Annotated in this window: 19 protein-coding genes; 9 read left to right on the top strand and 10 right to left on the bottom strand. The window is 65.5% G+C overall.

What is annotated here, in order from left to right; translation table 11 throughout:
* Nucleotides 1-127 precede the first annotated feature (127 nt).
* Nucleotides 128-652 (top strand): pilin, encoded by a 525-nt coding sequence (locus DXT59_RS11600; RefSeq protein WP_116137051.1) that lies wholly within the window; start codon nt 128-130, stop codon nt 650-652.
* An 81-nt stretch (nt 653-733) separates the two neighbouring features.
* Nucleotides 734-2515, top strand: coding sequence for a PglL family O-oligosaccharyltransferase (locus DXT59_RS11595; protein WP_116137050.1), 1782 nt, complete (start codon nt 734-736; stop codon nt 2513-2515).
* A 40-nt stretch (nt 2516-2555) separates the two neighbouring features.
* Here the strand turns inward: DXT59_RS11595 and moaC are convergent, their stop codons facing one another.
* The 7 genes from moaC to DXT59_RS11560 all read right to left on the bottom strand — a co-directional run bounded on the left by moaC (nt 2556) and on the right by DXT59_RS11560 (nt 7755).
* The gene (moaC, locus tag DXT59_RS11590; RefSeq protein WP_116137047.1) at nt 2556-3035 is read right to left on the bottom strand and encodes a cyclic pyranopterin monophosphate synthase MoaC; all 480 of its coding nucleotides are present in this window, start codon (nt 3033-3035) and stop codon (nt 2556-2558) included.
* Between the two features lie 70 nt (nt 3036-3105).
* Nucleotides 3106-3690 (bottom strand): DUF2946 family protein, encoded by a 585-nt coding sequence (locus DXT59_RS11585; RefSeq protein WP_116137046.1) that lies wholly within the window; start codon nt 3688-3690, stop codon nt 3106-3108.
* Entirely contained in the window at nt 3683-4735 is a 1053-nt protein-coding gene (locus DXT59_RS11580; RefSeq protein WP_116137045.1) for a YheT family hydrolase, read from the bottom strand. The genes DXT59_RS11585 and DXT59_RS11580 overlap by 8 nt, the downstream gene beginning before the upstream one ends.
* Before the next feature lie 52 nt (nt 4736-4787).
* Complete coding sequence (locus tag DXT59_RS11575) at nt 4788-5240, bottom strand: SgcJ/EcaC family oxidoreductase (RefSeq protein ID WP_116137044.1); 453 nt, start codon at nt 5238-5240, stop codon at nt 4788-4790.
* 163 nt (nt 5241-5403) lie between these two features.
* Entirely contained in the window at nt 5404-6438 is a 1035-nt protein-coding gene (waaF, locus tag DXT59_RS11570) for a lipopolysaccharide heptosyltransferase II (RefSeq protein WP_116137043.1), read from the bottom strand.
* Between the two features lie 155 nt (nt 6439-6593).
* On the bottom strand, nt 6594-6788 hold the full coding sequence (locus DXT59_RS11565; RefSeq protein ID WP_115532389.1) for a zinc-finger domain-containing protein: 195 nt from the start codon (nt 6786-6788) through the stop codon (nt 6594-6596).
* 43 nt (nt 6789-6831) lie between these two features.
* Nucleotides 6832-7755, bottom strand: coding sequence for a branched-chain amino acid transaminase (locus DXT59_RS11560; RefSeq protein ID WP_116137042.1), 924 nt, complete (start codon nt 7753-7755; stop codon nt 6832-6834).
* 261 nt (nt 7756-8016) lie between these two features.
* Here DXT59_RS11560 and DXT59_RS11555 point away from each other — a divergent pair, with 261 nt between their 5' ends.
* From DXT59_RS11555 to DXT59_RS11525, 7 genes are all read left to right on the top strand, one after another.
* The gene (locus tag DXT59_RS11555; protein ID WP_116137041.1) at nt 8017-9210 is read left to right on the top strand and encodes a phosphoglycerate kinase; all 1194 of its coding nucleotides are present in this window, start codon (nt 8017-8019) and stop codon (nt 9208-9210) included.
* A 321-nt stretch (nt 9211-9531) separates the two neighbouring features.
* The gene (pyk, locus tag DXT59_RS11550; protein WP_116137049.1) at nt 9532-10968 is read left to right on the top strand and encodes a pyruvate kinase; all 1437 of its coding nucleotides are present in this window, start codon (nt 9532-9534) and stop codon (nt 10966-10968) included.
* A 190-nt stretch (nt 10969-11158) separates the two neighbouring features.
* Nucleotides 11159-12223: a class II fructose-bisphosphate aldolase gene (gene fba / locus DXT59_RS11545; RefSeq protein ID WP_116137040.1), complete on the top strand. Its 1065-nt coding sequence runs from the start codon at nt 11159-11161 to the stop codon at nt 12221-12223.
* Between the two features lie 189 nt (nt 12224-12412).
* Nucleotides 12413-13303, top strand: a complete 891-nt coding sequence (locus tag DXT59_RS11540; protein ID WP_116137039.1) for a phosphoribosylaminoimidazolesuccinocarboxamide synthase — start codon at nt 12413-12415, stop codon at nt 13301-13303.
* A 36-nt stretch (nt 13304-13339) separates the two neighbouring features.
* A complete protein-coding gene (gene purE, locus DXT59_RS11535; RefSeq protein ID WP_116137038.1) occupies nt 13340-13861 on the top strand; it encodes a 5-(carboxyamino)imidazole ribonucleotide mutase in 522 nt (173 codons plus the stop codon).
* A 111-nt stretch (nt 13862-13972) separates the two neighbouring features.
* Nucleotides 13973-15181 carry a 5-(carboxyamino)imidazole ribonucleotide synthase gene (locus DXT59_RS11530; RefSeq protein ID WP_116137037.1) on the top strand — a complete coding sequence of 403 codons (1209 nt, stop codon included), beginning with the start codon at nt 13973-13975 and terminating at the stop codon, nt 15179-15181.
* 24 nt (nt 15182-15205) lie between these two features.
* Entirely contained in the window at nt 15206-16258 is a 1053-nt protein-coding gene (locus tag DXT59_RS11525) for an L-threonylcarbamoyladenylate synthase (RefSeq protein WP_116137036.1), read from the top strand.
* 135 nt (nt 16259-16393) lie between these two features.
* Here DXT59_RS11525 and DXT59_RS11520 read toward each other — a convergent pair whose 3' ends face one another.
* The 3 genes from DXT59_RS11520 to dacB form a co-directional block, all read right to left on the bottom strand.
* A complete protein-coding gene (locus DXT59_RS11520) occupies nt 16394-17605 on the bottom strand; it encodes an SGNH/GDSL hydrolase family protein (protein ID WP_116137035.1) in 1212 nt (403 codons plus the stop codon).
* Between the two features lie 51 nt (nt 17606-17656).
* A complete protein-coding gene (locus tag DXT59_RS11515) occupies nt 17657-18589 on the bottom strand; it encodes a sterol desaturase family protein (RefSeq protein WP_116137034.1) in 933 nt (310 codons plus the stop codon).
* A 199-nt stretch (nt 18590-18788) separates the two neighbouring features.
* Nucleotides 18789-20279, bottom strand: a 1491-nt coding sequence (dacB, locus tag DXT59_RS11510) for a D-alanyl-D-alanine carboxypeptidase/D-alanyl-D-alanine endopeptidase (RefSeq protein WP_420823385.1), incomplete at its 5' end; no start/stop codon positions are given.

Raw genomic sequence — 20279 nt, 5'->3', positions numbered from 1 at the left:
TCGACAATCAGATTCTCAGCTGAAACCTCCACCGCCTTCAACTTCCCGCCTCAACTCCCCCGTACACCACATTCGACTTTAGCTCCGGTTGTGGCCGGCAACCCTGCTTGACCGCCCGAACCGTCCGATATGCCGAGCGAGAAGCGGTTTTACGTTGATCGAATTGATGATCGTGCTGGCCATCGTCGGCATCGTCGCCGCGTATGCGGTTCCGGCTTATCAGGATTATCTGGGGCGCAGCCGCGTGGGAGAGGGGTTGGCGCTTGCATCGGGCGCGCGGCTTGCGGTGGCCGAAAACGCCGCGGCCGGCAGTCCGTTCGGTGGCGGCTACGTTGCGCCGCCGGCCACCCGCAACGTCGACTCGATTGCCATAGACGATGCCACGGGTGAGATTTCCATCCGTTATACGGCACGGGTTGCGCCGGCGGGCACTGAAACGCTGGTACTCGTTCCGTCGTTGCCCGACGAGTCGGATCCGCCCACCTCGCGTATGGCCTTGGAAGCGGGCGTCGTGCAGGGGGGCGCGTTGACTTGGGAATGCTTCGCTTCGGGCAAGCAAGCGTCCTCGCTGCCGGCGCCCGGCTCGGGGCCTACGCCGGGCGGTGCGGCGACGTTGCCTTCGAAGCTCGCGCCGCCCGAATGTCGCACTTAAATGGGGCGAACGATCAGACGGCTGCGCACAGTGAAAGGAAACTTTTGTATAGTGCGCCGGTTGCGCACGGCTCCCATTCTCATGAATTCTCCATTTGCTCGTTATTTGTCGCTTGCGTCCTTGGCTTTCGCGGTCCTGTTGCCTTACGCGGTCACGAACCACACCTACCCGATCCCGACGTTCTATGCCGAGTTCACGGCGCTCTCGCTGCATCTGCTGGTCGGTCTATCGGTCTTGCTGATGGTGGTATCGGAGCGCCACCGCATCGACTACGCGATGCCGGCCGTGGCGCTCGTGCCGCTTGCATTCGGGGCGTTGCTCGTCTTGCAGACGTTCGTGCTGCCGCTCGCGCAGCCTTCGATGGCGTGGCTCGGGGCGGGTTTCGTCCTCGCGGGCTTTATGGCCGTGCAAACGGGTTACGGATTTGCGCGCGCGGGGTTGGCGGATACCGCGCTGCGGTGGATGGCGGGTGCGCTGGTCGTGGGGGGCTTGTTCGCGGTGTTTTGCCAGGTGGTGCAGTTGTTTCATGCCGAAGCGAAACTCGCGCCGTTCGTCGTCGCCTATAACGTGGCGACCGACCGGCGGCCCTTTGGGAACATGGCGCAGGCCAATCACCTGGCAACGGTGATCGCGTTCGCGCTGGCGGGGGCGATGTACCTCGTGCAGACGCGCCGTCTGAACCTGCCGGTTTGGGCGCTCGTGTCGGCGGTGTGCGTGCTGGGCCAGGCGCTGACGGTGTCGCGTGGGCCGTGGTTGCAGACCGGCGTGATCGTCGTCGCGGGATTTTGGATGGCGCTCGCGGCGCCGAGCGCTAATGGCTTTGCTCGACGCGGCCTGCGGGAATGGGTGATTCCGGTGTTGTTGCTGGTGCTGTTTGTCGCCGTGAATATGGCCGTGCGCTGGGCGAACGGGCGTTTTCAACTGGGGCTGGACGTATCGGCCGCGCACCGCTTCCAGGACAAGGGACAATTCGTCCTTCGGCTCGCGATGTGGAAGTACGGTTGGACGATGTTCAAGATGCATCCGTTGCTCGGGGTGGGCTGGGGCGAGTTTCCGCGTTTTGAATTCGCACTCGTGAAGCAACTCGGCGACGTTGAGATTGCCAACAATTCGCATGACATCGTCGTCGATCTGCTCGCCAAAACCGGTCTGGCTGGCCTTGGCATCGTGTTGCTCGGGCTTCTGGCGTGGCTCTGGCGCGTGGTACGCGCTCGGCACACGGCCGAGCGCGTGTTTGGCCTCGCGCTGATCGGTGCACTGCTCATGCACGCGCTCGTCGAATATCCGCAGCAGTACATGTTCTTCCTGCTGCCCGCCATGTTCGTGTTCGGTATCTTGGAGACGAAGCCGTTGAAGTTCGTGCCGGGGCGGTTCGCGCTGGGCGTGCAATGGCTGGTCGTATTGGGCGGGTTCGCTGCGCTGATGCCGATTTATCGCGATTACGCCCGCGCGGAGGTGCTCTATTACGGCGCTCATCCGGCGGAGGAATACCGGGCGGCGCCGTCGCTGTTGTTCGGGGCGTGGGGCGAGTACGGCATGGCGACATTGCTGCCGATCGACAGCAACGATCTGCGCGCGAAGATCGATATGCATGAGCAAGCGCTGGCGCTCCTGCCGGGCGAGACGGTGCTACGTCGCTATGCGGTGCTGCTCGCGCTCGACGGCAAGCAGGATCAAGCGCTCGATACGGTCGAGCGGCTGAAGATTTTCGCGCTCGTATTGCACGATTGGCCGAAGCAGCTCTCGGCGCTTTACGATCTGTGCGACGACCAGCCGAAGCTGGCGGCGTTCAAGGCGGAGTTGATCAAGCGCTACGGGCCCGCGCCCACGAAGCCGGACGACGAGGAGGATAGCGGGGAGTGAGGGCGGTGTGCTCGGGGGCCTGGGCGGGCAGGGCACCGCCTCAATCCTGCGCCACCCAATCCCCCGACTTCCCGCCGTGCTTCTCCATCACCTTCACATCGGTAATGGTCATCCCGCGATCGACGGCCTTGCACATGTCGTAGACGGTCAGCAGGCCGACTTGCACGGCCGTCAGTGCTTCCATCTCCACGCCCGTGCGGCCGAGCGTCTCGACCTGAACCGTGCAATGGACTCCGGGCATCGCTTCGTCCAGCGCGAAATCGACGGCCACGCGCGTCAACGCGAGCGGGTGGCAAAGCGGGATCAAATCAGCCGTCCGCTTCGCCCCCTGGATCGCGGCGATCCGCGCGACGCCAATGACGTCCCCCTTCTTCGCGCTGCCGTCGCGGATCAGCGCGAACGTTTCCGGCTTCATCCGGATCGAGCCGCGTGCAACCGCGATCCGCTTCGTTTCGTCCTTGCCGCCGACGTCGACCATATGGGCCTGGCCGGCCGTGTCGAAATGGGTCAATTCAGGCATGTCATGCTCCTTCGAGGGGCGCTTGTCTTAAAGGGAACGAGGGCAGGGCGGCAACACCCCGGGCGGCGCTTCAACGCGGCAGTATTCCGCTAGCGGCCGGGCTTGCCACGAAGCCGAAGCGCGCCGGAACATCGCCACGGCGCACCGCTTCGATCGTCAGTACCCGGCCGGGCCGCCATGGCAGCGTGCCGGCCAGGCCCGAGTCGTCGAGCGTCGCCAATTGCGCGAATAGATCGAGGTCGTGGTCGTGCAACACTGCCACGCGAGACGGATTAGATTGGTCGGCGAATAACACCCCGCCTTCATCGTCGACAAACACGAGCGCCGGTTCAAACCGGCCGCCCGTCTGATCCGTCAGTTCCGGCTCCCCGCCCTCCGGCACCGTGAGCCGCACGACCCAAGGCGTATAAGCGAGCTCGACATACACCCGCTGCGGCCCATTTTGAAAGAACCAGCACCCACTGTCGTCGCAGGCATAGTTGCGCTCGATGAAACCGATCAGCGCCGCATGGCGAATTGGGCTGCCGAGTTCGCCGCGCGCTTGCGCGCCTTCGTCGCGCATGCGCCATTGACCGCGCCGGTCCAGCAACAGCCATCCGGTGCAATGCGGCACGTTCGGCCATTTGGCGAGCGCGGCTTTGACGATTTCATCCATGGTGCGCGTGCGGCTCCAGGAAATTGAATACGCGACGCGGCAGCCAGTCGATCCGGCCGGGGAACGGTCCGGTCATGAATCCCACGTGTCCGCCCGCTTCGGGCTGATCGAGTTCGATCGCCGCCGATACCTCGGCGCGCGTGGGCAGCGCGGCGCTAGGCAGAAACGGATCGTTGCGCGCGTTGAGCACGAGCGTGGGCACGACGACGTCGGGCAAGAGCGGGCGCGTCGTCGCCCGCGTCCAGTATTCCTCGGTATTGCGAAAGCCGTGGATCGGCGCCGTCACGACGTTGTCGTATTCGTACATCGTCCGCGAGGCCAGCATCGCGTCTCGATCGAACAGGCCCGGGTATTGTTCGAGCTTGCTCAGCGCCTTGCGCTTGAGCGTCTTCAAAAAGCTCATCGTGTAGACGAGCGCGAAGCCTTGAGAAAGCGCCCGTCCTCCGGCGTGTACATCGAGCGGCGTGGAAATCGCCGCCGCCGCCGAAACGAACGCGGCATCCGTCCCTCGTTCGCCAAGCCATCGCAGCAGCACATTGCCGCCGAGCGAGACGCCCGCGACGACGAGCGGTCCGCGGTGCATCGCGTGCAGGCGCCGCAGTACCCAATCCACTTCGGCGCTATCGGCCAGGTGATAGAAACGCGGCGCGAGATTGAGCGGCCCGCTGCAACTGCGAAAGTGCGGCACCACGCCGTGCCAACCGAGCGCGCGGGCCGACGCCATCAACACGCGGGCGTAGTGCGAATCCGAACTGCCTTCGAGACCGTGGAACAGGACGAACAGCGGTGCACCGGGTGGCGGCGCGAGCCCATCGCCGGGGCCATAGGCGAGCCAGTCGAGTTCGATGAAATCGCCGTCGGGCGTGTCCCATCGTTCGCGGCGATATTCGACGGCCGGGCGGCGCGCAAATAGCGCCGGAACGATCGTTTGCGCGTGGCTCGTGGGAAGCCATCGGGGCGGGTTATAAAGCAACTGAACCAATCTTTCCGAGGCCGCGGCCCCCGCAGCCGGTGACGAAGCCGGTTTGTCATGTGTGGTACTCATGACGGTCCCCAAGTCCTGTAAACGCCTCGGCCGGCGATCGGCTGCCGGCCGGTCAGTGCAATGCGCCTTGTCCGTGTCGAATCTTGGCGGCAAACTCGCTAGCCGTTTCCTCCGGCATCGGGCTCGCATGAATATGCGCGATTCGCCATTCGCCGCGCTCGTGAACCATGACGTAAGTTGCGTAAACCATCCGCGACGGCGCGAGCGGTTCCTGCGACCGATGCGCTTCCGCGACCGTGTAGACGACCGTGCCCAGGCTGTCGTACACGCGCACGTCGAGCGGTTCGACGGCCGCCGGCAGTGCGCGCGCCTCGGCAAGCGCGACCAACCCGGCGCGGATCTGATCCACGCCGTGCCAGTGCGCTCCGCCCGCATTCACGTAGCTCGCGAACTCCTCGTCGATCCAAAGCGCCATCAACGCATCGATATTTGCGTCGGCCACGGTCTGATAGAACGCGTTCAACGTATCGGCTGCGGCTTCGAACAAGCGGGCAAAACGTGGCATGGCTCTCTGGGCTCGTAGATATCGCGCAAAAACGCGCCGTCAGGCTAACTCGTCACGCCCGCGACAAACACGGCGAGGCGCGCTCGGCAATACGGTTCGTTCGGGCTCGACGTGCGGTGCCCACGAGCCAATGAACGCACAAAGGCGTGAGGCCTTCCGTGCGTCAGCGCTCGCCAAGCAACATGGCACGCAAATCGGCGAACACCTGCTCCGGGGACAGCTCGCGCAGGCAGCGCAAATGCCCCAGCGGGCACTCGCGGGCAAAGCAAGGGCTGCACTCGAGATGCAGCCATTGTACCTTCGCAAAGTCGGACAAAGGCGGTGTGTGGCGCGGATCGCTCGATCCGTAGATCGCCACGAGCGGCCGGCGTAGCGCCGCCGCCACGTGCATGAGGCCCGAATCGTTGCTGACCACGGCGCCCGCTCGCGCAATCAGCGCGCAGGCTTCGCCGAGCGAGGTCTGTCCGCATAGGTTGCGCACGTTCGGCGCTTGAGCGGCGATCGCTTGGGCGAGCGGTGCGTCTTTGTTCGAGCCTAGGGCGACGATTTGCGTGTATGGGAACGACTGGCCGACCATTTTCGCGAGCGCGGCGAAATGCTCGGCGGGCCAGCGCTTGGCGCTGCCGTACTCGGCCCCGGGGCAAAAGACGAGCAGCGGCACGCGCGTATCGAGGTGAAACCGCGCGGAGACGCGCGCCGATTCGTTGGGATCGGTCTCGAGGTGCGGCATCCGCAGCCGTGTCTCGAGATCGGGGAGATCGGCCCCCGGTGCGTAAGCGAGCGCAGCGTAGTGCGGCGCCATCGGTGCGCGCTCGCCCTTGCCCGGATTGGCATGGCGCACGTTGAGCAGGCCGACGCGGCCCTCGCCCGTGTAGCCGATGCGCAGGCGAATGCCCGCCAGCCAAGGAATCAAGGCCGATTTGAAGGAATTGGGCAGGACATAGGCGGCGTCGTAGCCGTTTTCGCGCAGATCGGCCGCCAGTTGCCAGCGCTTGACGAGCTGCAGCTTGCCGTGCGCGAGGTCGGTGGCGTGTACCTCGCCGATTTCCGGCATCCGTTCGAGCACCGGCGCGACCCAACTGGGAGCGATCGCGTCGATGACGAGCCGCGGGTGAAGTTGCTTGAGCAGCGTGAACAACGGCTGCGCCATCAATGCGTCACCGATCCAATTCGGTGCGACTACCAACGCGCGACGCATCAGTTTGGATATCCGAGAAATGACCGGAACGCGGCGCGCACCCGCGCGCCGCGTTCGGTGATTGAGCGATGAGCGCCGCCCCGAGCGCGGCCGATGCGCCGCGCCGCCACGTGAAAGGCTAGGCCTTGCCGCCGGCGTTTAGGCGCCGCGGCGAATCAGTGATGCTTGACGACCTCGCCGTCGCGCAGCTTGTAGCGCGTGCCGCAATACGGGCAGCGCGCCTCGCCGTGCGAGACGTCGATGAATACGCGCGGATGCGCGCTCCAGCGCGGCATCGACGGATTCGGGCAGTACGCGGGCAGATCTTTAGCCGACAGTTCGACCAGCGGCATTTCCTTCGTTTCGCTCATGAGACGGATTCTCGTTATTGGCGGTATGGCGTGCGGCGTTCGGTCAGATCTTCGTGAGCCAGTGCTTGTACTTCGCGTTCTTGCCCGCGATGACGTCGAAGAACGCCGATTGGAGTTTTTCCGTGATGGGACCGCGCGAGCCGTTGCCGATCGTGCGATTGTCGAGTTCGCGGATCGGCGTGACCTCGGCTGCGGTACCGGTGAAGAACGCTTCGTCGGCCGTATAGACCTCGTCGCGCGTGATTCGCTTTTCGATCACCTCGATGCCGGCGTCCCGGGCCAGCGTGATGACCGTGTCGCGCGTGATGCCGTCCAGGCACGAAGCCAGGTCGGGCGTATAGAGCTTGCCGTTGTTGACGAGGAAGAAGTTCTCGCCCGAGCCCTCGGAAACGTAGCCGTCCACGTCGAGCAGCAGCGCTTCGTCGTAGCCGTCGGCCGTCGCTTCCTGGTTGGCCAGGATCGAGTTGACGTACCAGCCCGACGCCTTGGCGCGCACCATCGAGACGTTCACGTGGTGGCGCGTGAACGAGGACGTCTTCACACGAATGCCCTTCGTGATCCCGTCCTCGCCGAGGTAGGCGCCCCAGGGCCAAGCCGCGATCGCCACGTGGATCGTGTTGCCGCGCGCCGACACGCCGAGCTTTTCCGAGCCGACCCAGATGATCGGGCGCAGATAGGCCGTCTCCAGCTTGTTTTCGCGCACGACTTCGCATTGCGCGGCGGCCAGCGTTTCGTGGTCGAACGGGACGTCCATTTGGAAGATCTTCGCCGAATTCAACAGGCGCTTCGTGTGCTCCTTGAGGCGGAAGATCGCGCTCGCGCCGTCGACGGTCTTGTACGCGCGCACGCCCTCGAACACACCCATGCCGTAGTGCAATGTATGCGTGAGGACGTGGATCTTGGCGTCGCGCCAGTCGATCAGCTTGCCGTCCATCCAGATCTTGCCGTCACGATCGGCCATTGACATAGGTATCTCCTAGTGGTGCGGTGGGGCTGTGCCCCCGGTGAGTTCGCCATTTTAGCGTCTTTTGCACGGTTCCCGGGCGGGTTCGGAATCCGCCGATTTGCGACATGCGTTCCCCGAATACGCGACATTCGTTCCGAGATCGGCTTGGGGCGTGCTGCGATCGGCTAAAATGCACGACTGCCGCCCGTGGCGAACCGTGCGTTCCGGTCCGCTCGCCGCGGGTGCGCTCGCCCGCCCACCAACCTGCATGCGTACATTCCCATGAGCCAAGTACTGCGTCTCTCCGATCTGATCGCAAAGGGCTTGCTATCCGGCAAGCGCGTCTTCATCCGCGCCGATCTCAACGTGCCGCAGGACGAGCAAGGCAACATCACCGAAGACACGCGCGTGCGCGCTTCCGTGCCCGCCATCGAGGCGGCACTGGCCGCCGGCGCGGCCGTCATGGTGACGTCGCACCTCGGACGCCCTACCGAAGGCGAGTTCAAGCCTGAGGATTCGCTGGCACCCGTCGCCCGGCGCCTGGCCGAGCTGCTCGGCCGCGAGGTGCCGCTCGTCGCCAATTGGGTCGAAAACGGCGTGAACGTCGAGCCGGGGCACGTCGTGCTGCTCGAGAACTGCCGCATCAACAAGGGCGAGAAAAAGAACAGCGACGAGCTCGCGCAAAAGATGGCGCAGTTGTGCGACGTCTACGTGAACGACGCGTTCGGCACGGCGCACCGCGCCGAGGCGACGACGCACGGCATCGCCAAGTACGCCAAGATCGCCTGCGCGGGCCCGCTGCTCGCGGCGGAACTCGACGCGCTCGGCAAGGCGCTCGGCAATCCGAAGCGCCCGCTCGTGGCGATCGTCGCGGGCTCCAAGGTGTCCACGAAGCTCACGATTCTGAAGTCGCTCGCCGAGAAGGTCGATCAACTGATCGTCGGCGGCGGCATCGCCAATACGTTCATGCTCGCGGCCGGCCTGAAAATCGGCAAATCGCTGGCCGAAGCCGATCTCGTGAACGAGGCGAAAGCCATCATCGAAGGCGCGCGCGCCCGCGGCGCCTCGGTACCCATTCCGAGCGACGTCGTCGTCGCCAAGGAGTTCTCGGCCACCGCGCAAGCCGTGACGAAAAACGTCGCCGACATCGAAGCCGACGACATGATCCTCGACATCGGTCCGCAGACGGCCAAGGCGCTCGCCTCGCAGCTCGCGAGCGCGGGCACGATCGTCTGGAACGGTCCGGTCGGCGTGTTCGAATTCGATCAGTTCGGCAACGGGACCAAGACGCTGGCCGAGGCGATCGCGAAGTCGCCGGCGTTCTCGATCGCGGGCGGCGGCGATACGCTCGCGGCGATCGCGAAGTACGGCATCCACGACAAGGTCAGCTATATTTCGACGGGCGGCGGCGCATTCCTGGAGTTCCTCGAGGGCAAGAAGCTGCCCGCCGTCGAAGTGCTCGAGTCGCGGGCTTGATCGATGGGCGCGCGCGCTCCGAAATCGGCCAAGAGCCCGGCTAAGCCGGCCCGATCGTCGCGCCGCGCCCCGGCCGTCGAACCCGTGGGCGATGCCGCATCCCCACGGTCGCAGGCGGCAGCGCCCGCGCAGCCTGTGGAACCCGTCGCGGTGCCGCTCGCCGGCACGGCGGCCGCGGTACCCGTCACGAACGAAGAAATCAAAGCGACGCCGGCTCGATCCGGCGCGCACCCGAGCTCCAGTACGAGCGCTTTGCCCCAGGCGCCCGACGCATCATCTCGCAGCCCGTTTACCAGCGACACCACTCAGACGAGGAGATACATGCATCGCGCCACCAAGATTGTCGCCACGATCGGACCGGCATCGAGTTCGCCCGAGGTCCTTTTGCAGATGATGCAAGCGGGGCTCGACGTCGTACGCCTGAATTTTTCGCACGGCACGGCCGACGATCACCGCCAGCGCGCCGAGCACGTGCGCGAGGCGGCGCGTCAGATGGGGCGAGAGGTCGCCATCATGGCCGACCTGCAAGGACCGAAGATCCGCGTCGGCAAATTCGAAAAGGGTAAAACGTTCCTCGAACCCGGTCAGCCGTTCATCCTCGACGCCACCTGCGAACTCGGCAACGACGAGCGCGTCGGCCTCGACTACCGCGACCTGCCGCGCGATTTGAAGCCGGGCGACGTGTTGTTGCTCAATGACGGGCTCATCGTGCTGACGGTTTCGCGCGTGATCGGCGAGGAAATCCATACGATCGTCAAAGTGGGCGGCGAGCTCTCGAACAACAAGGGCATCAATCGCCAAGGCGGCGGCTTGACCGCGCCCGCGTTGACGGCCAAGGATATGGAAGACATCCGCACGGCGATGTCGATCGGCGTCGACTACATCGCGGTGTCGTTCCCGAAGAACGCGACCGACATGGAAATGGCGCGCCAACTTGCGAATATCGCCGGCATGCCCTACGGCAACAAGCCGAAGATGATCGCGAAGATCGAGCGGGCCGAGGCGATTCCGGCGCTGCAAGGCATTCTCGATGCGTCCGACGGCATCATGGTCGCGCGCGGCGATCTGGCCGTCGAAGTGGGCAACGCGGCCGTGCCGGCGCTGCAAAAGCGGATGATCCGGATGGCGCGCGAATCGAACAAGCTCGTCATCACGGCCACGCAGATGATGGAGTCGATGATCCACGCGCCGGTGCCGACGCGCGCCGAAGTGTCCGACGTCGCCAATGCCGTGCTGGACGGCACCGATGCGGTCATGCTTTCGGCGGAAACGGCCGCCGGCAAGTATCCGGTGCAGACGATCGAGGCGATGGCCGCGATCTGTATCGAAGCGGAAAAATCGGAGCGCGTCGAGCTCGACAAGGATTTCCTCGACCGCACGTTCACGCGCATCGATCAGTCGATCGCCATGGGGGCGCTGTTCACGGCGTATCACCTCGGCGCGAAAGCGATCGTGGCGCTGACCGAGTCGGGCGCGACGGCGCTGTGGATGTCGCGTCACTGGTCGCACGTGCCGATCTTCGCGCTGACCTCGCGCGCGACGAGCGAACGGGCGATGGCCCTGTTCCGAAACGTCACGTCGCTCGCGGTGGAACCGAATAGCGACCGCGACCAGGCGCTGAAGCAAGCCGTGGAAGTGGTCGTCTCGAAGGGTTTCGCCTCGCGCGGCGACATGGTCGTGCTCACCGTGGGCGAGCCGATGGGCCAGGCGGGCGGCACCAATACGCTGAAGATCGTGCGCGTCGGCGATCCGTATTGATCCCGGTCTCGAGAGATTGAAGGCGATGCGCCGGCCATGAGCCGGCGCTCAGCGCCGTGACTTTGGCGCTTCGGGGGGATGTTGACCGGCCCAAACCGGCGGTTGGCCCCCCGCTTCGCGATAAAATCGCGTATTCGCACAAAAAAACGTGCCGACCGAGCACCCAGATTTCAATCCTAGGAGTACAAGCATGCCTCTCGTATCAATGCGTCAACTGCTGGACCATGCCGCCGAACACGGCTATGGCTTGCCGGCGTTCAACGTGAACAACCTCGAGCAAGTGCAAGCGATCATGGCCGCGGCGGATCAGGTCGGCGCGCCGGTCATCATGCAAGCGTCGGCCGGTGCCCGTAAGTACGCGGGCGAGCCGTTCCTGCGCCACTTGATCGAAGCGGCGATCGAGTCGTATCCGCATATCCCGGTCGTGATGCACCAAGACCACGGCCAGTCGCCGGCGGTCTGTATGGCGGCCATGCGCAGCGGCTTCACGAGCGTCATGATGGACGGCTCGTTGCAAGCGGACGGCAAGACGGTCGCGTCGTACGAATACAATGTCGAGGTTTCGCGCAAGGTCGTGGAGATGGCGCACTCGATCGGCGTGACGGTCGAGGCCGAGCTGGGCGTGCTCGGTTCGCTCGAAACGATGAAAGGCGACAAGGAAGACGGCCACGGCGCCGAAGGCACGATGACACGCGAGCAGTTGCTGACCGACGTCGAGCAAGCGGCCGACTTCGTGGCGAAGACGCAATGCGACGCGCTCGCGATTGCGATCGGCACTTCGCACGGCGCCTACAAGTTCACGAAGAAGCCGACGGGCGACATTCTCGCGATCGATCGCATCAAGGAGATCCACGCGCGTATCCCGAACACGCACCTCGTGATGCATGGTTCGTCCTCGGTGCCGCAAGAATTGTTGGCCGAGATCCGCGAATTCGGCGGCGACATGAAGGAAACGTACGGCGTGCCGGTCGAGGAAATTCAGGAAGGGATCAAGCACGGCGTGCGCAAGGTGAACATCGACACCGATCTGCGTCTGGCGATCACGGGCGCAATCCGTCGCTATTTGTTCGAAAACCCGAGCAAGTTCGATCCGCGCGACTACCTGAAGCCCGCCCGCGAAGCGGCGAAGAAGGTTTGCGTGGACCGCTATCTCGCATTCGGTTGCGAGGGGCAGGCCGGCAAGATCAAGCCGATCTCGCTCGATAAGATGGCGGACAAGTACAAGGCGGGCGAACTGGCGCAAGTCGTTCGCTGATCCGCCGCACGCAAGGCCGCGCGTACGAGCGCGGCCGTCGTGATCCGATCGCCGTTCCGATCAATCGATGGGAACGGCGTTTGCCTTTTGTTGTTTTGTAGTCTTTTGTAGTGTTTGCTTGTGCAGGCCGCCGCTGCGACGCGCCTGGTGTTTCATTCGTTCATCACTTTTGACTGACGGCTCACGACGATGTCTACCCTCTACGAATCCACGCTCCGCTCGCTGCCGCTGCTTGGCCGCGGCAAGGTCCGCGACAACTATGCAGTCGGCACCGACAAGTTGCTGATCGTCACGACCGATCGCCTGTCGGCGTTCGACGTCGTCATGGGCGAGCCGATTCCGAACAAAGGCCGCGTGCTGAACCAAATGGCGAATTTCTGGTTCGACCGCCTCCAGCACATCGTACCGAATCATCTCACGGGCATCGAACCGGAGACCGTCGTCGCACCCGACGAAGTCGAGCAGGTGAAGGGACGCGCCGTCGTCGTCAAGCGCCTGGAGCCGATCCTCGTCGAAGCCGTCGTGCGCGGCTACCTGGCCGGCAGCGGCTGGAAGGACTACCAAGCGAGCGGCGCCGTGTGCGGCGTCGCGCTGCCGCCGGGCCTGCAAAACGCGCAGAAGCTGCCCGAGCCGATCTTCACGCCGGCCGCCAAGGCCGAGATGGGGCATCACGACGAAAACATCACCTTCGAAGACTGCGAGCGCCGCATCGGCACCGAACTCGCGGCCACGATCCGCGACATCTCGATCAAGCTGTACCAGGAAGCGTCCGAGTATGCGGCCACGCGCGGGATCATCATCGCCGATACGAAGTTCGAATTCGGTCTCGACAACCACGGCCAGCTATTCCTGATGGATGAGGCTCTGACGGCCGACTCCTCGCGCTTTTGGCCCGCCGACGAATACCGCGTCGGCACGAACCCGCCGTCGTTCGACAAGCAGTTCGTGCGCGACTGGCTCGAGACGCAGGACTGGGGCAAGACGGCCCCGGCGCCGAAGCTGCCCGATGACGTCATTGCCAAGACGAGCAGCAAGTACCAAGAAGCGCTCGAGCGCTTGACGGGCCAAACGCTCGCGTAAGGCTTGATTCGATCGAGAACGAGGAAAGACCGGATCATGACCGAACAAGTACAGACCGCTCATACGCATGAGGCGCCGCTCGTCGGCGTGCTGATGGGATCGAGCTCCGATTGGGACGTGATGAAGCACGCCGTGGCGATGCTGCAGGAGTTCGGCGTGCCCTACGAGGCGAAGGTCGTCTCGGCGCACCGGATGCCCGACGAGATGTTCCAATACGCCGAAACCGCCCGCGGGCGCGGCATCCGCGCGATCATCGCCGGTGCCGGCGGCGCGGCGCATCTGCCGGGTATGCTCGCGGCGAAGACGACCGTGCCCGTGCTCGGCGTGCCGGTGGCGAGCAAGTATCTGAAGGGCGTCGACTCGCTGCATTCGATCGTGCAGATGCCCAAGGGCGTGCCCGTCGCGACGTTCGCGATCGGCGAGGCCGGTGCCGCGAATGCGGCGCTGTTCGCCGTCGCGATGCTCTCGGGCGCCTCGAGCGAGTACGCCGAGCGGCTGGCGGCGTTCCGCGTCCGGCAAAATCAAGCGGCGCATGCGATGGTGCTGCCCGCGCTCTGAGCGCTTGGGGCCGGGACGCTGTCCGGCCCCGTTTCGAGGTCCCGTTTTCGCGACCGTTGCTTCTTCGTCCCGCAGCTTTCCGACACGCCGCGGGCGCGACCGACCACTGAGATGAATCCAGAGAACACTCCCGTTTCACCGATCATGCCCGGCGCCTGGCTCGGGATGGTTGGCGGCGGCCAACTGGGCCGCATGTTCTGCTTCGCGGCGCAGGCGATGGGCTACCGCGTCGCCGTGCTCGATCCCGACGAATCGAGCCCCGCCGGCAGCGTGGCCGATCGCCATTTGCGCGCGGCTTATACCGACGAAGCCGCGCTGACCGAACTCGCGCGCCTGTGCGCGGCGGTCTCGACCGAGTTCGAGAACGTGCCCGCCGCCAGCCTCGATTTTCTGGCGCGCTCGACGTTCGTGAGTCCGGCCGGGCGCTGCGTCGCCATCGCGCAAGACCGTATCGCCGAAAAGCGCTTCATCGCCGAGGCCGGCGTGCCGGTTGCGCCGCACGTCGTCATCGAATCGTCCGACGCGCTCGCCGCCTTGGATGACGCCCGGCTTGGCGAGGTGTTGCCGGGAATTCTGAAGACGGCGCGGATGGGCTACGACGGCAAGGGCCAAGTGCGCGTCGCGAGCGCCGAGGAGGTGCGCGACGCCTATAGCGCGCTCGGCGGCGTGCCGTGCGTGCTGGAAAAAAGGCTGCCGTTGAAGTTCGAGGTCTCGGCGCTCGTGGCGCGCGGAACAAGCGGCGCCACGGCGGTTTACCCGCTCGCGCAGAATCTGCACCGCGGCGGCGTATTGGCGCTGACGGTGGTGCCCGCGCCCGACGCATCGGCCGCGTTGGCCGAACAGGCGCAGTTGGCGGCGATCAGCATCGCCGAGAAACTGGGCTACGTCGGCGTGCTGTGTGTCGAATTTTTCGTGCTCGAAGACGGTTCGCTCGTGGCCAACGAGATGGCGCCGCGCCCGCATAACTCGGGTCACTATACGGTGGACGCTTGCGCCGCGAGCCAGTTCGAACAGCAGGTGCGCGCGATGACGGGCATGCCGCTCGGCGACACGCGGCAACACTCGCCGGCCGTCATGCTCAACATTTTGGGCGACGTCTGGTTTCCCGTCGATCCGAAAGGCGCGTCGAGCGCTACCCCCGTGACGCCGCCGTGGCACGAAGTAGCCGCGATGCCGGCGGCGCGGCTGCATCTGTACGGTAAGGAGGAGGCGCGAGCCGGGCGTAAGATGGGCCACGTCAACTTCACCGCCGCGTCGCTCGACGAAGCGCGCACGGCCGCTCGCGATTGTGCGCGGCTGCTGCACATCGCGCTCGCCTGACGCGCGGGCAGGGGCTCATCGACGATGTCCGACGACCGTTCGACTTCACCGGCCGCATCCGCGGTTCCCACGGTTTCCGATGCGCAGATCGAGGAGGCCGCCGCACGGCTCGCGGCCGGTGAACTCGTCGCGTTTCCGACCGAAACGGTCTATGGGCTCGGCGGCGATGCGCAGGACCCGCGGGCGGTCGCGCGCATTTACGCAGCCAAGGGGCGGCCGGCCAATCATCCCGTCATCGTCCACCTCGCGCCGCATGGCGATCCCGGGTACTGGGCCGAGCACTTGCCCGCCGACGCCCAAAAGCTGATCGACGCGTTTTGGCCGGGTCCCCTTACGCTGATTCTCAAGCGCGCCGCTCGGATTCCGGCGGCCGTCAGCGGCGGCCAGGACTCGGTGGGCTTGCGCTGTCCGTCGCATCCGGTCGCGGAGCGGCTGCTGCAAGCGTTCGACGCCCTGCGCGGCGGACATGGCGGGGTGGCGGCGCCGTCGGCGAATCGCTTCGGCCATGTCAGCCCGACCACGGCGGAGCACGTGCGCGAGGAGTTCGGCGATGCGATCCATGTGCTCGACGGCGGCGCATGCGATGTCGGGATCGAATCGACCATTCTCGATCTGTCGCGCGGTTTCCCCGCGTTGCTGCGTCCGGGGCGCGTGACGCCGCGCGAGATCGCCGATGTGCTGGGCGTCGCTCCGCGCCTGCCCGACGGCGGCGATGCGACGGCGCCTCGGGCGTCGGGCACGCTCAAGGCGCACTACGCGCCGCGCACGCCTTTGGCACTGCTGCCGTTCGAGCAACTGGAGCCGCATCTGGCCGCCGCACGGCAGGCCGGCATGCGCGTCGCGCTCGTCGCGCGAGCATCGCGCGCGGGCAGTTGGGCCGATGCGAGCAACGTGCACTTCGTGACCGCACCCGAGGATCCGCATGTGTATGCGCGCGAGCTCTATGGCTTGCTGCGTGCGCTCGATCGGGCGCAGGTGGAGCGCATCTTCGTCGAAAAGCTTCCCGATACGCTCGAATGGATCGCCGTCAACGATCGGCTCGGCCGCGCGGCGGCAGCGTTCGAAGCGCGCGATTGATTCGTGCGCTCTGCCGCTTCCCGCATCGGCGCGTGTCCAAAGTTCAAATGCAAACGCCCGGCTCGATCAGAGCTGGGCGTTTTCGTGTAGGACGTCTCGAACGGCCGCGCAACTCGGCCGCTCTACGTGCTTACGTCAGTGACCGATACCGGCTGCCGCGATTTTCGATTCGACGTATTGCGCGAACAGCACGTGCGTGCGCGTGGACGGATGGACCATATCCGCGAAGACGTAGGTCTGGTCCGCATTCGCGGCCTTGAGCGTCTGCGGCGAGCAGAACAGCGACGAAGCGAGCGAGGCGCCGAACGACTGCGCCGTTTGCCCCGGCAGCAGCGCGCTCGGATTCTGCGTCGCGTAGGCCGTGGCCGATGCTTGCATGGCCTGCAAATTGCACGCCGTATCCGTGTTCCCCACGGTGAAGCCATTGGCTTGATAGGTGGCGATGAGGTTATCGAGCCAGCTAAAGGAATCGACGGTAATCACCGTCCCGGCCGGCAAATTGGCCGCTTGCAAGCCCGCGGCCACGATCCCGTTGAACGTCTGCACGATGCCCGAGGTCAGTTGCTGAGCGAGCGCGCCGTTTTGCAGACCGATCTGGACGCCCTGCGGCGTCTGCCCGATGTCCGGCACGTTGACGAACACCACGTGAGTCGCGCCCTTGGCGACGATCGTCGCGACTTGGGTGACGAGCCCTTGCGCCGCCGGGCCGAGCGTCGTGCTGACTTCCTTGAGGATGGCGTTTTGCGGCGTCATGCCGCCGCCCACGTCCGTTTGCACGGCGACGAGCAACGCGTTCAGGTTGGCCAGGATATCGTTCGCGCCGCCTTCGACGAGAACGAGCTGATTCGAATTGAAGCTGCCGTTCGCGCTCAGATAGTTGGCGACCTGGGTGACGATCGGCGTCGTCGTGGCCGCCATGTTGGCCGGCGCCCAGCCGAGCCCCTGCGCGTTGACGACTTCCGCTCCGCCTTGCGCATAGTCCAGACCGCCCGCGGCCGTGAGCGGTTTGCCGAAGCCGCCGACGACGGCCGGGGTGAGCGTGCCGCCGTAGTAGTTCGCGACGTTTTGCGTCCAGACTTGACCCGGATTCGTCGTGAAGCGGCCGCCGCCGAATTGCGGCGTGATGACTTCCGAATAGGTGCCAGCATCGGACAAGCTCGTGCCGAACGAGACGACTTGCAGGGCGACGCCGCCGGGCGGCGTGGCGCTGGCCGACGAGGACGAGCTTCCGCCGCCGCCCCCGCCGCAAGCGGCCAGGAATGCGAACGCCGCGGTTGCGATCGAGGTTTGCGCCGCGCGCAGCCAAGTGTTGTTCTGGGTCTTTTTACGGTGTTCCATCGACTTCATCTCCTCGTATATGCGGCATGGCCGTGATGTGATGCGTGATGCTTGCTACTTCTATGTCTCCCGCGAAACGGCGGCGCCGGGGGCGGGCGGTGCGGTATCGTTGCCCCTAGGTTGCCCGGCCTGCGTGGCGTGCACGGCGTGATAGGCCGCTGCCCACTCCGGCGGTCCGAAAACCGCGCGCAGTTTATCGCCGAGGCTGGGTGCGTGCAGCGCGTCGCGCGCCATCGAGCGCCATTCGTGGAAGGTCGCCGTCAACGGGTTGTAGGTTTGGAGCGGCTCGACGATGCCGTATTGCGGCGCGTCGTCGAAGGCCTCGGGCACGTAGGTGCCGAACAGCCGGTCCCAAATCACGAGCACGCCGGCGTAGTTGCGATCGATATAGCGCGGGTTGCGCGCGTGATGGCAGCGATGGATCGACGGTGTGTTCAGCACGTATTCGAGCCATCCGAGGCGGCCGATCGCCTGGGTATGCACGAAGAACTGAAACGCCAAGTTGATCAGCACGATCGCGATGATTTGATTGGGCGGGAAGCCGAGCAGCGCGAGCGGCGTCCAGAATGCCCACATGCCGGCGATCGGATACATCAGGCTCTGCCGAAATGCCGTGGACAAATTCAGGCGCTCCGAAGAATGATGGACGACATGCGCGGCCCAGAACCAGCGAATACGGTGGCTGCAGCGATGAAAGACGTAGTAGAGCAGGTCCTGTGCCACGAACAAGACCAAGAACGAAAGCCAGCCGCCGTGCCACGTGAAGAGGCGAAAGTGCGCATAAACGTAGGCGTAGACGGGCACCACGGCAAGCCAGGCGAGCTTGTCGGCGCCCTGATGCATGAGCGCCAAGGCGGCGTTGCATAGCGTGTCGGGCCAACTGTAGAGACTCGCCGCGCGCCGCGTGCGCGCCAGATGCCACGCTTCCCAAGCGATGCAGGCGAGAAAGACCGGCGCCATGGCGAGTAGAAGCAATTCGGCGTCGAATTGCATGACGTCTTCCTCCTTCGTGTCTCGTCGTTATGTGGCTTGGTCGCCGTATCGCTCGCGGCGGGGCAAACGTATCCATCCGGCCGCGGCCGGTCGTTGCCCGACAGCGTACACGCTCGCGCCGCGCCCGGCCTCATTTCATCGTAGAAGAAGTATTCGATGGCTGCCGCCCGGCTCGCGCGGCCGGGCGGGCGGGAAACGCTTAGCGCAAACCCCGATAGACCCACTCGAGCAGCGCGTCGTGCGCGGCGCGCGCCTGCTCCGCGCGGGGCGCGTTGATGAGACTCACGACCACATAGCTTTGGCCGTTCTCGGCCGCGACGTAGCCCGCGATCGCGCGGACGTCGTTCAACGTTCCGGTCTTGATGTGCGCGTTGCCGAGCACCGGTTCGTTGCGCAGTCGGTTGCGCATCGTGCCGTCCACGCCGGCGATGGGCAAGGACGCGACGAACACCTGAGCCACGGGGCTCGCGTTCGCGTTTTGCAGCAGATCGGCTAGAGATTGCGCGCTCACGTGCTCGTCGCGCGACAGGCCTGAGCCGTTCGCAAGCGATAGTTCGGGCATGGCGAGTCCTTGCGTGTGCAAAAAGCGTTCGATCGCCTCGGCCGACTTCTTCGGTGTCGCGGGCGGCTTATCCGCGACCGCGCCGATCGTCAGGAATAGATTGCGCGCCATCACGTTGTTGCTGAACTTGTTGATGTCGCGCACGATGTCGCCCAGCACCGGGCCGCGGTGCACGGCGATGAGGCGCGCGCCGGCCGGCACGGGGCCTTCGTGCGTGGTGCCGTTGAACGTGCCGCCGGCGGAGCGCCACAAGGCGAGAAAGCCGCCGGCGAAGAATGCGCTGTGGTCGAGCACGGCGACGTTGATCGTGCGTGGCCCGCACCGCAGCGGATATTCGCCGGAAAAGAGCGCGTCGACGATGCCGTTCGGCTGCGGCGTGATGCTCGGCGTGAGCGCCGTGTCCACGCCCACGCAGGCGCCGGGGCTCGCGCGCAGCGAGTTGTCGATTTGCAGTTGCGCGAGCGGCGGCAGTACGTCGATGGCGACGTTGCCGTCGGACGAGGGCGTGAGGGTGAACGAGAGCGACTTGAACGCATAGAGCAACGGATCGGGCCCGACGTTGTACGGGGCGTTCACGTCGGCATCGAACGGCGGCGCATCGCGCGTCGAGGGATCGAAGAACCGCTTGTCGAGCACGAGGGCGCCATCGATACCCGTAATACCCGCCTGCTTGATCTTGTCGACGAGATCGATCAGTTCCTCGGGTACGAGTTTCGGGTCGCCTGTGCCTTGGATGTACAGGTTGCCATGCAGCACGCCGCTGCCGTCGACGTTGCCGTCCACGTAGGCGCTCGTGCGCCAGCGGTAGTCGGCGCCGAGGATCGACAAGCCGGCATAGGTCGTGACGAGTTTCATCGTCGAGGCGGGCAGCATCGGCGTTTGCGCATTGAGCGCGACGACCGGCGCCGGGTCGCCGATGCGCTCGACCACCACGCTGATGTCCGCGAGGGGCACCCCCGCGCGCTTGAGCGCGCTCGTGACCGAGGCGGGCAGCGCGGCGGGCGCGGGGGCGTGCGCATGACGGTGCAACAGCTTGACGCGTGCATCGGCCGGCGCGGCGGCGGCCAGTGCGACGAGGGCGGCGGCCGCGGCGAGCGCACGCAGCACGGACGCGCCGCGCCGGGCGGG

Origin of the sequence: Trinickia diaoshuihuensis, from assembly GCF_003390925.1 — a bacterium.
Classification (GTDB): Bacteria; Pseudomonadota; Gammaproteobacteria; order Burkholderiales; family Burkholderiaceae; genus Trinickia; species Trinickia diaoshuihuensis.
Note: the sequence above shows the minus strand (reverse complement) of the source record. Positions and strands in the feature narration are given on the sequence as shown.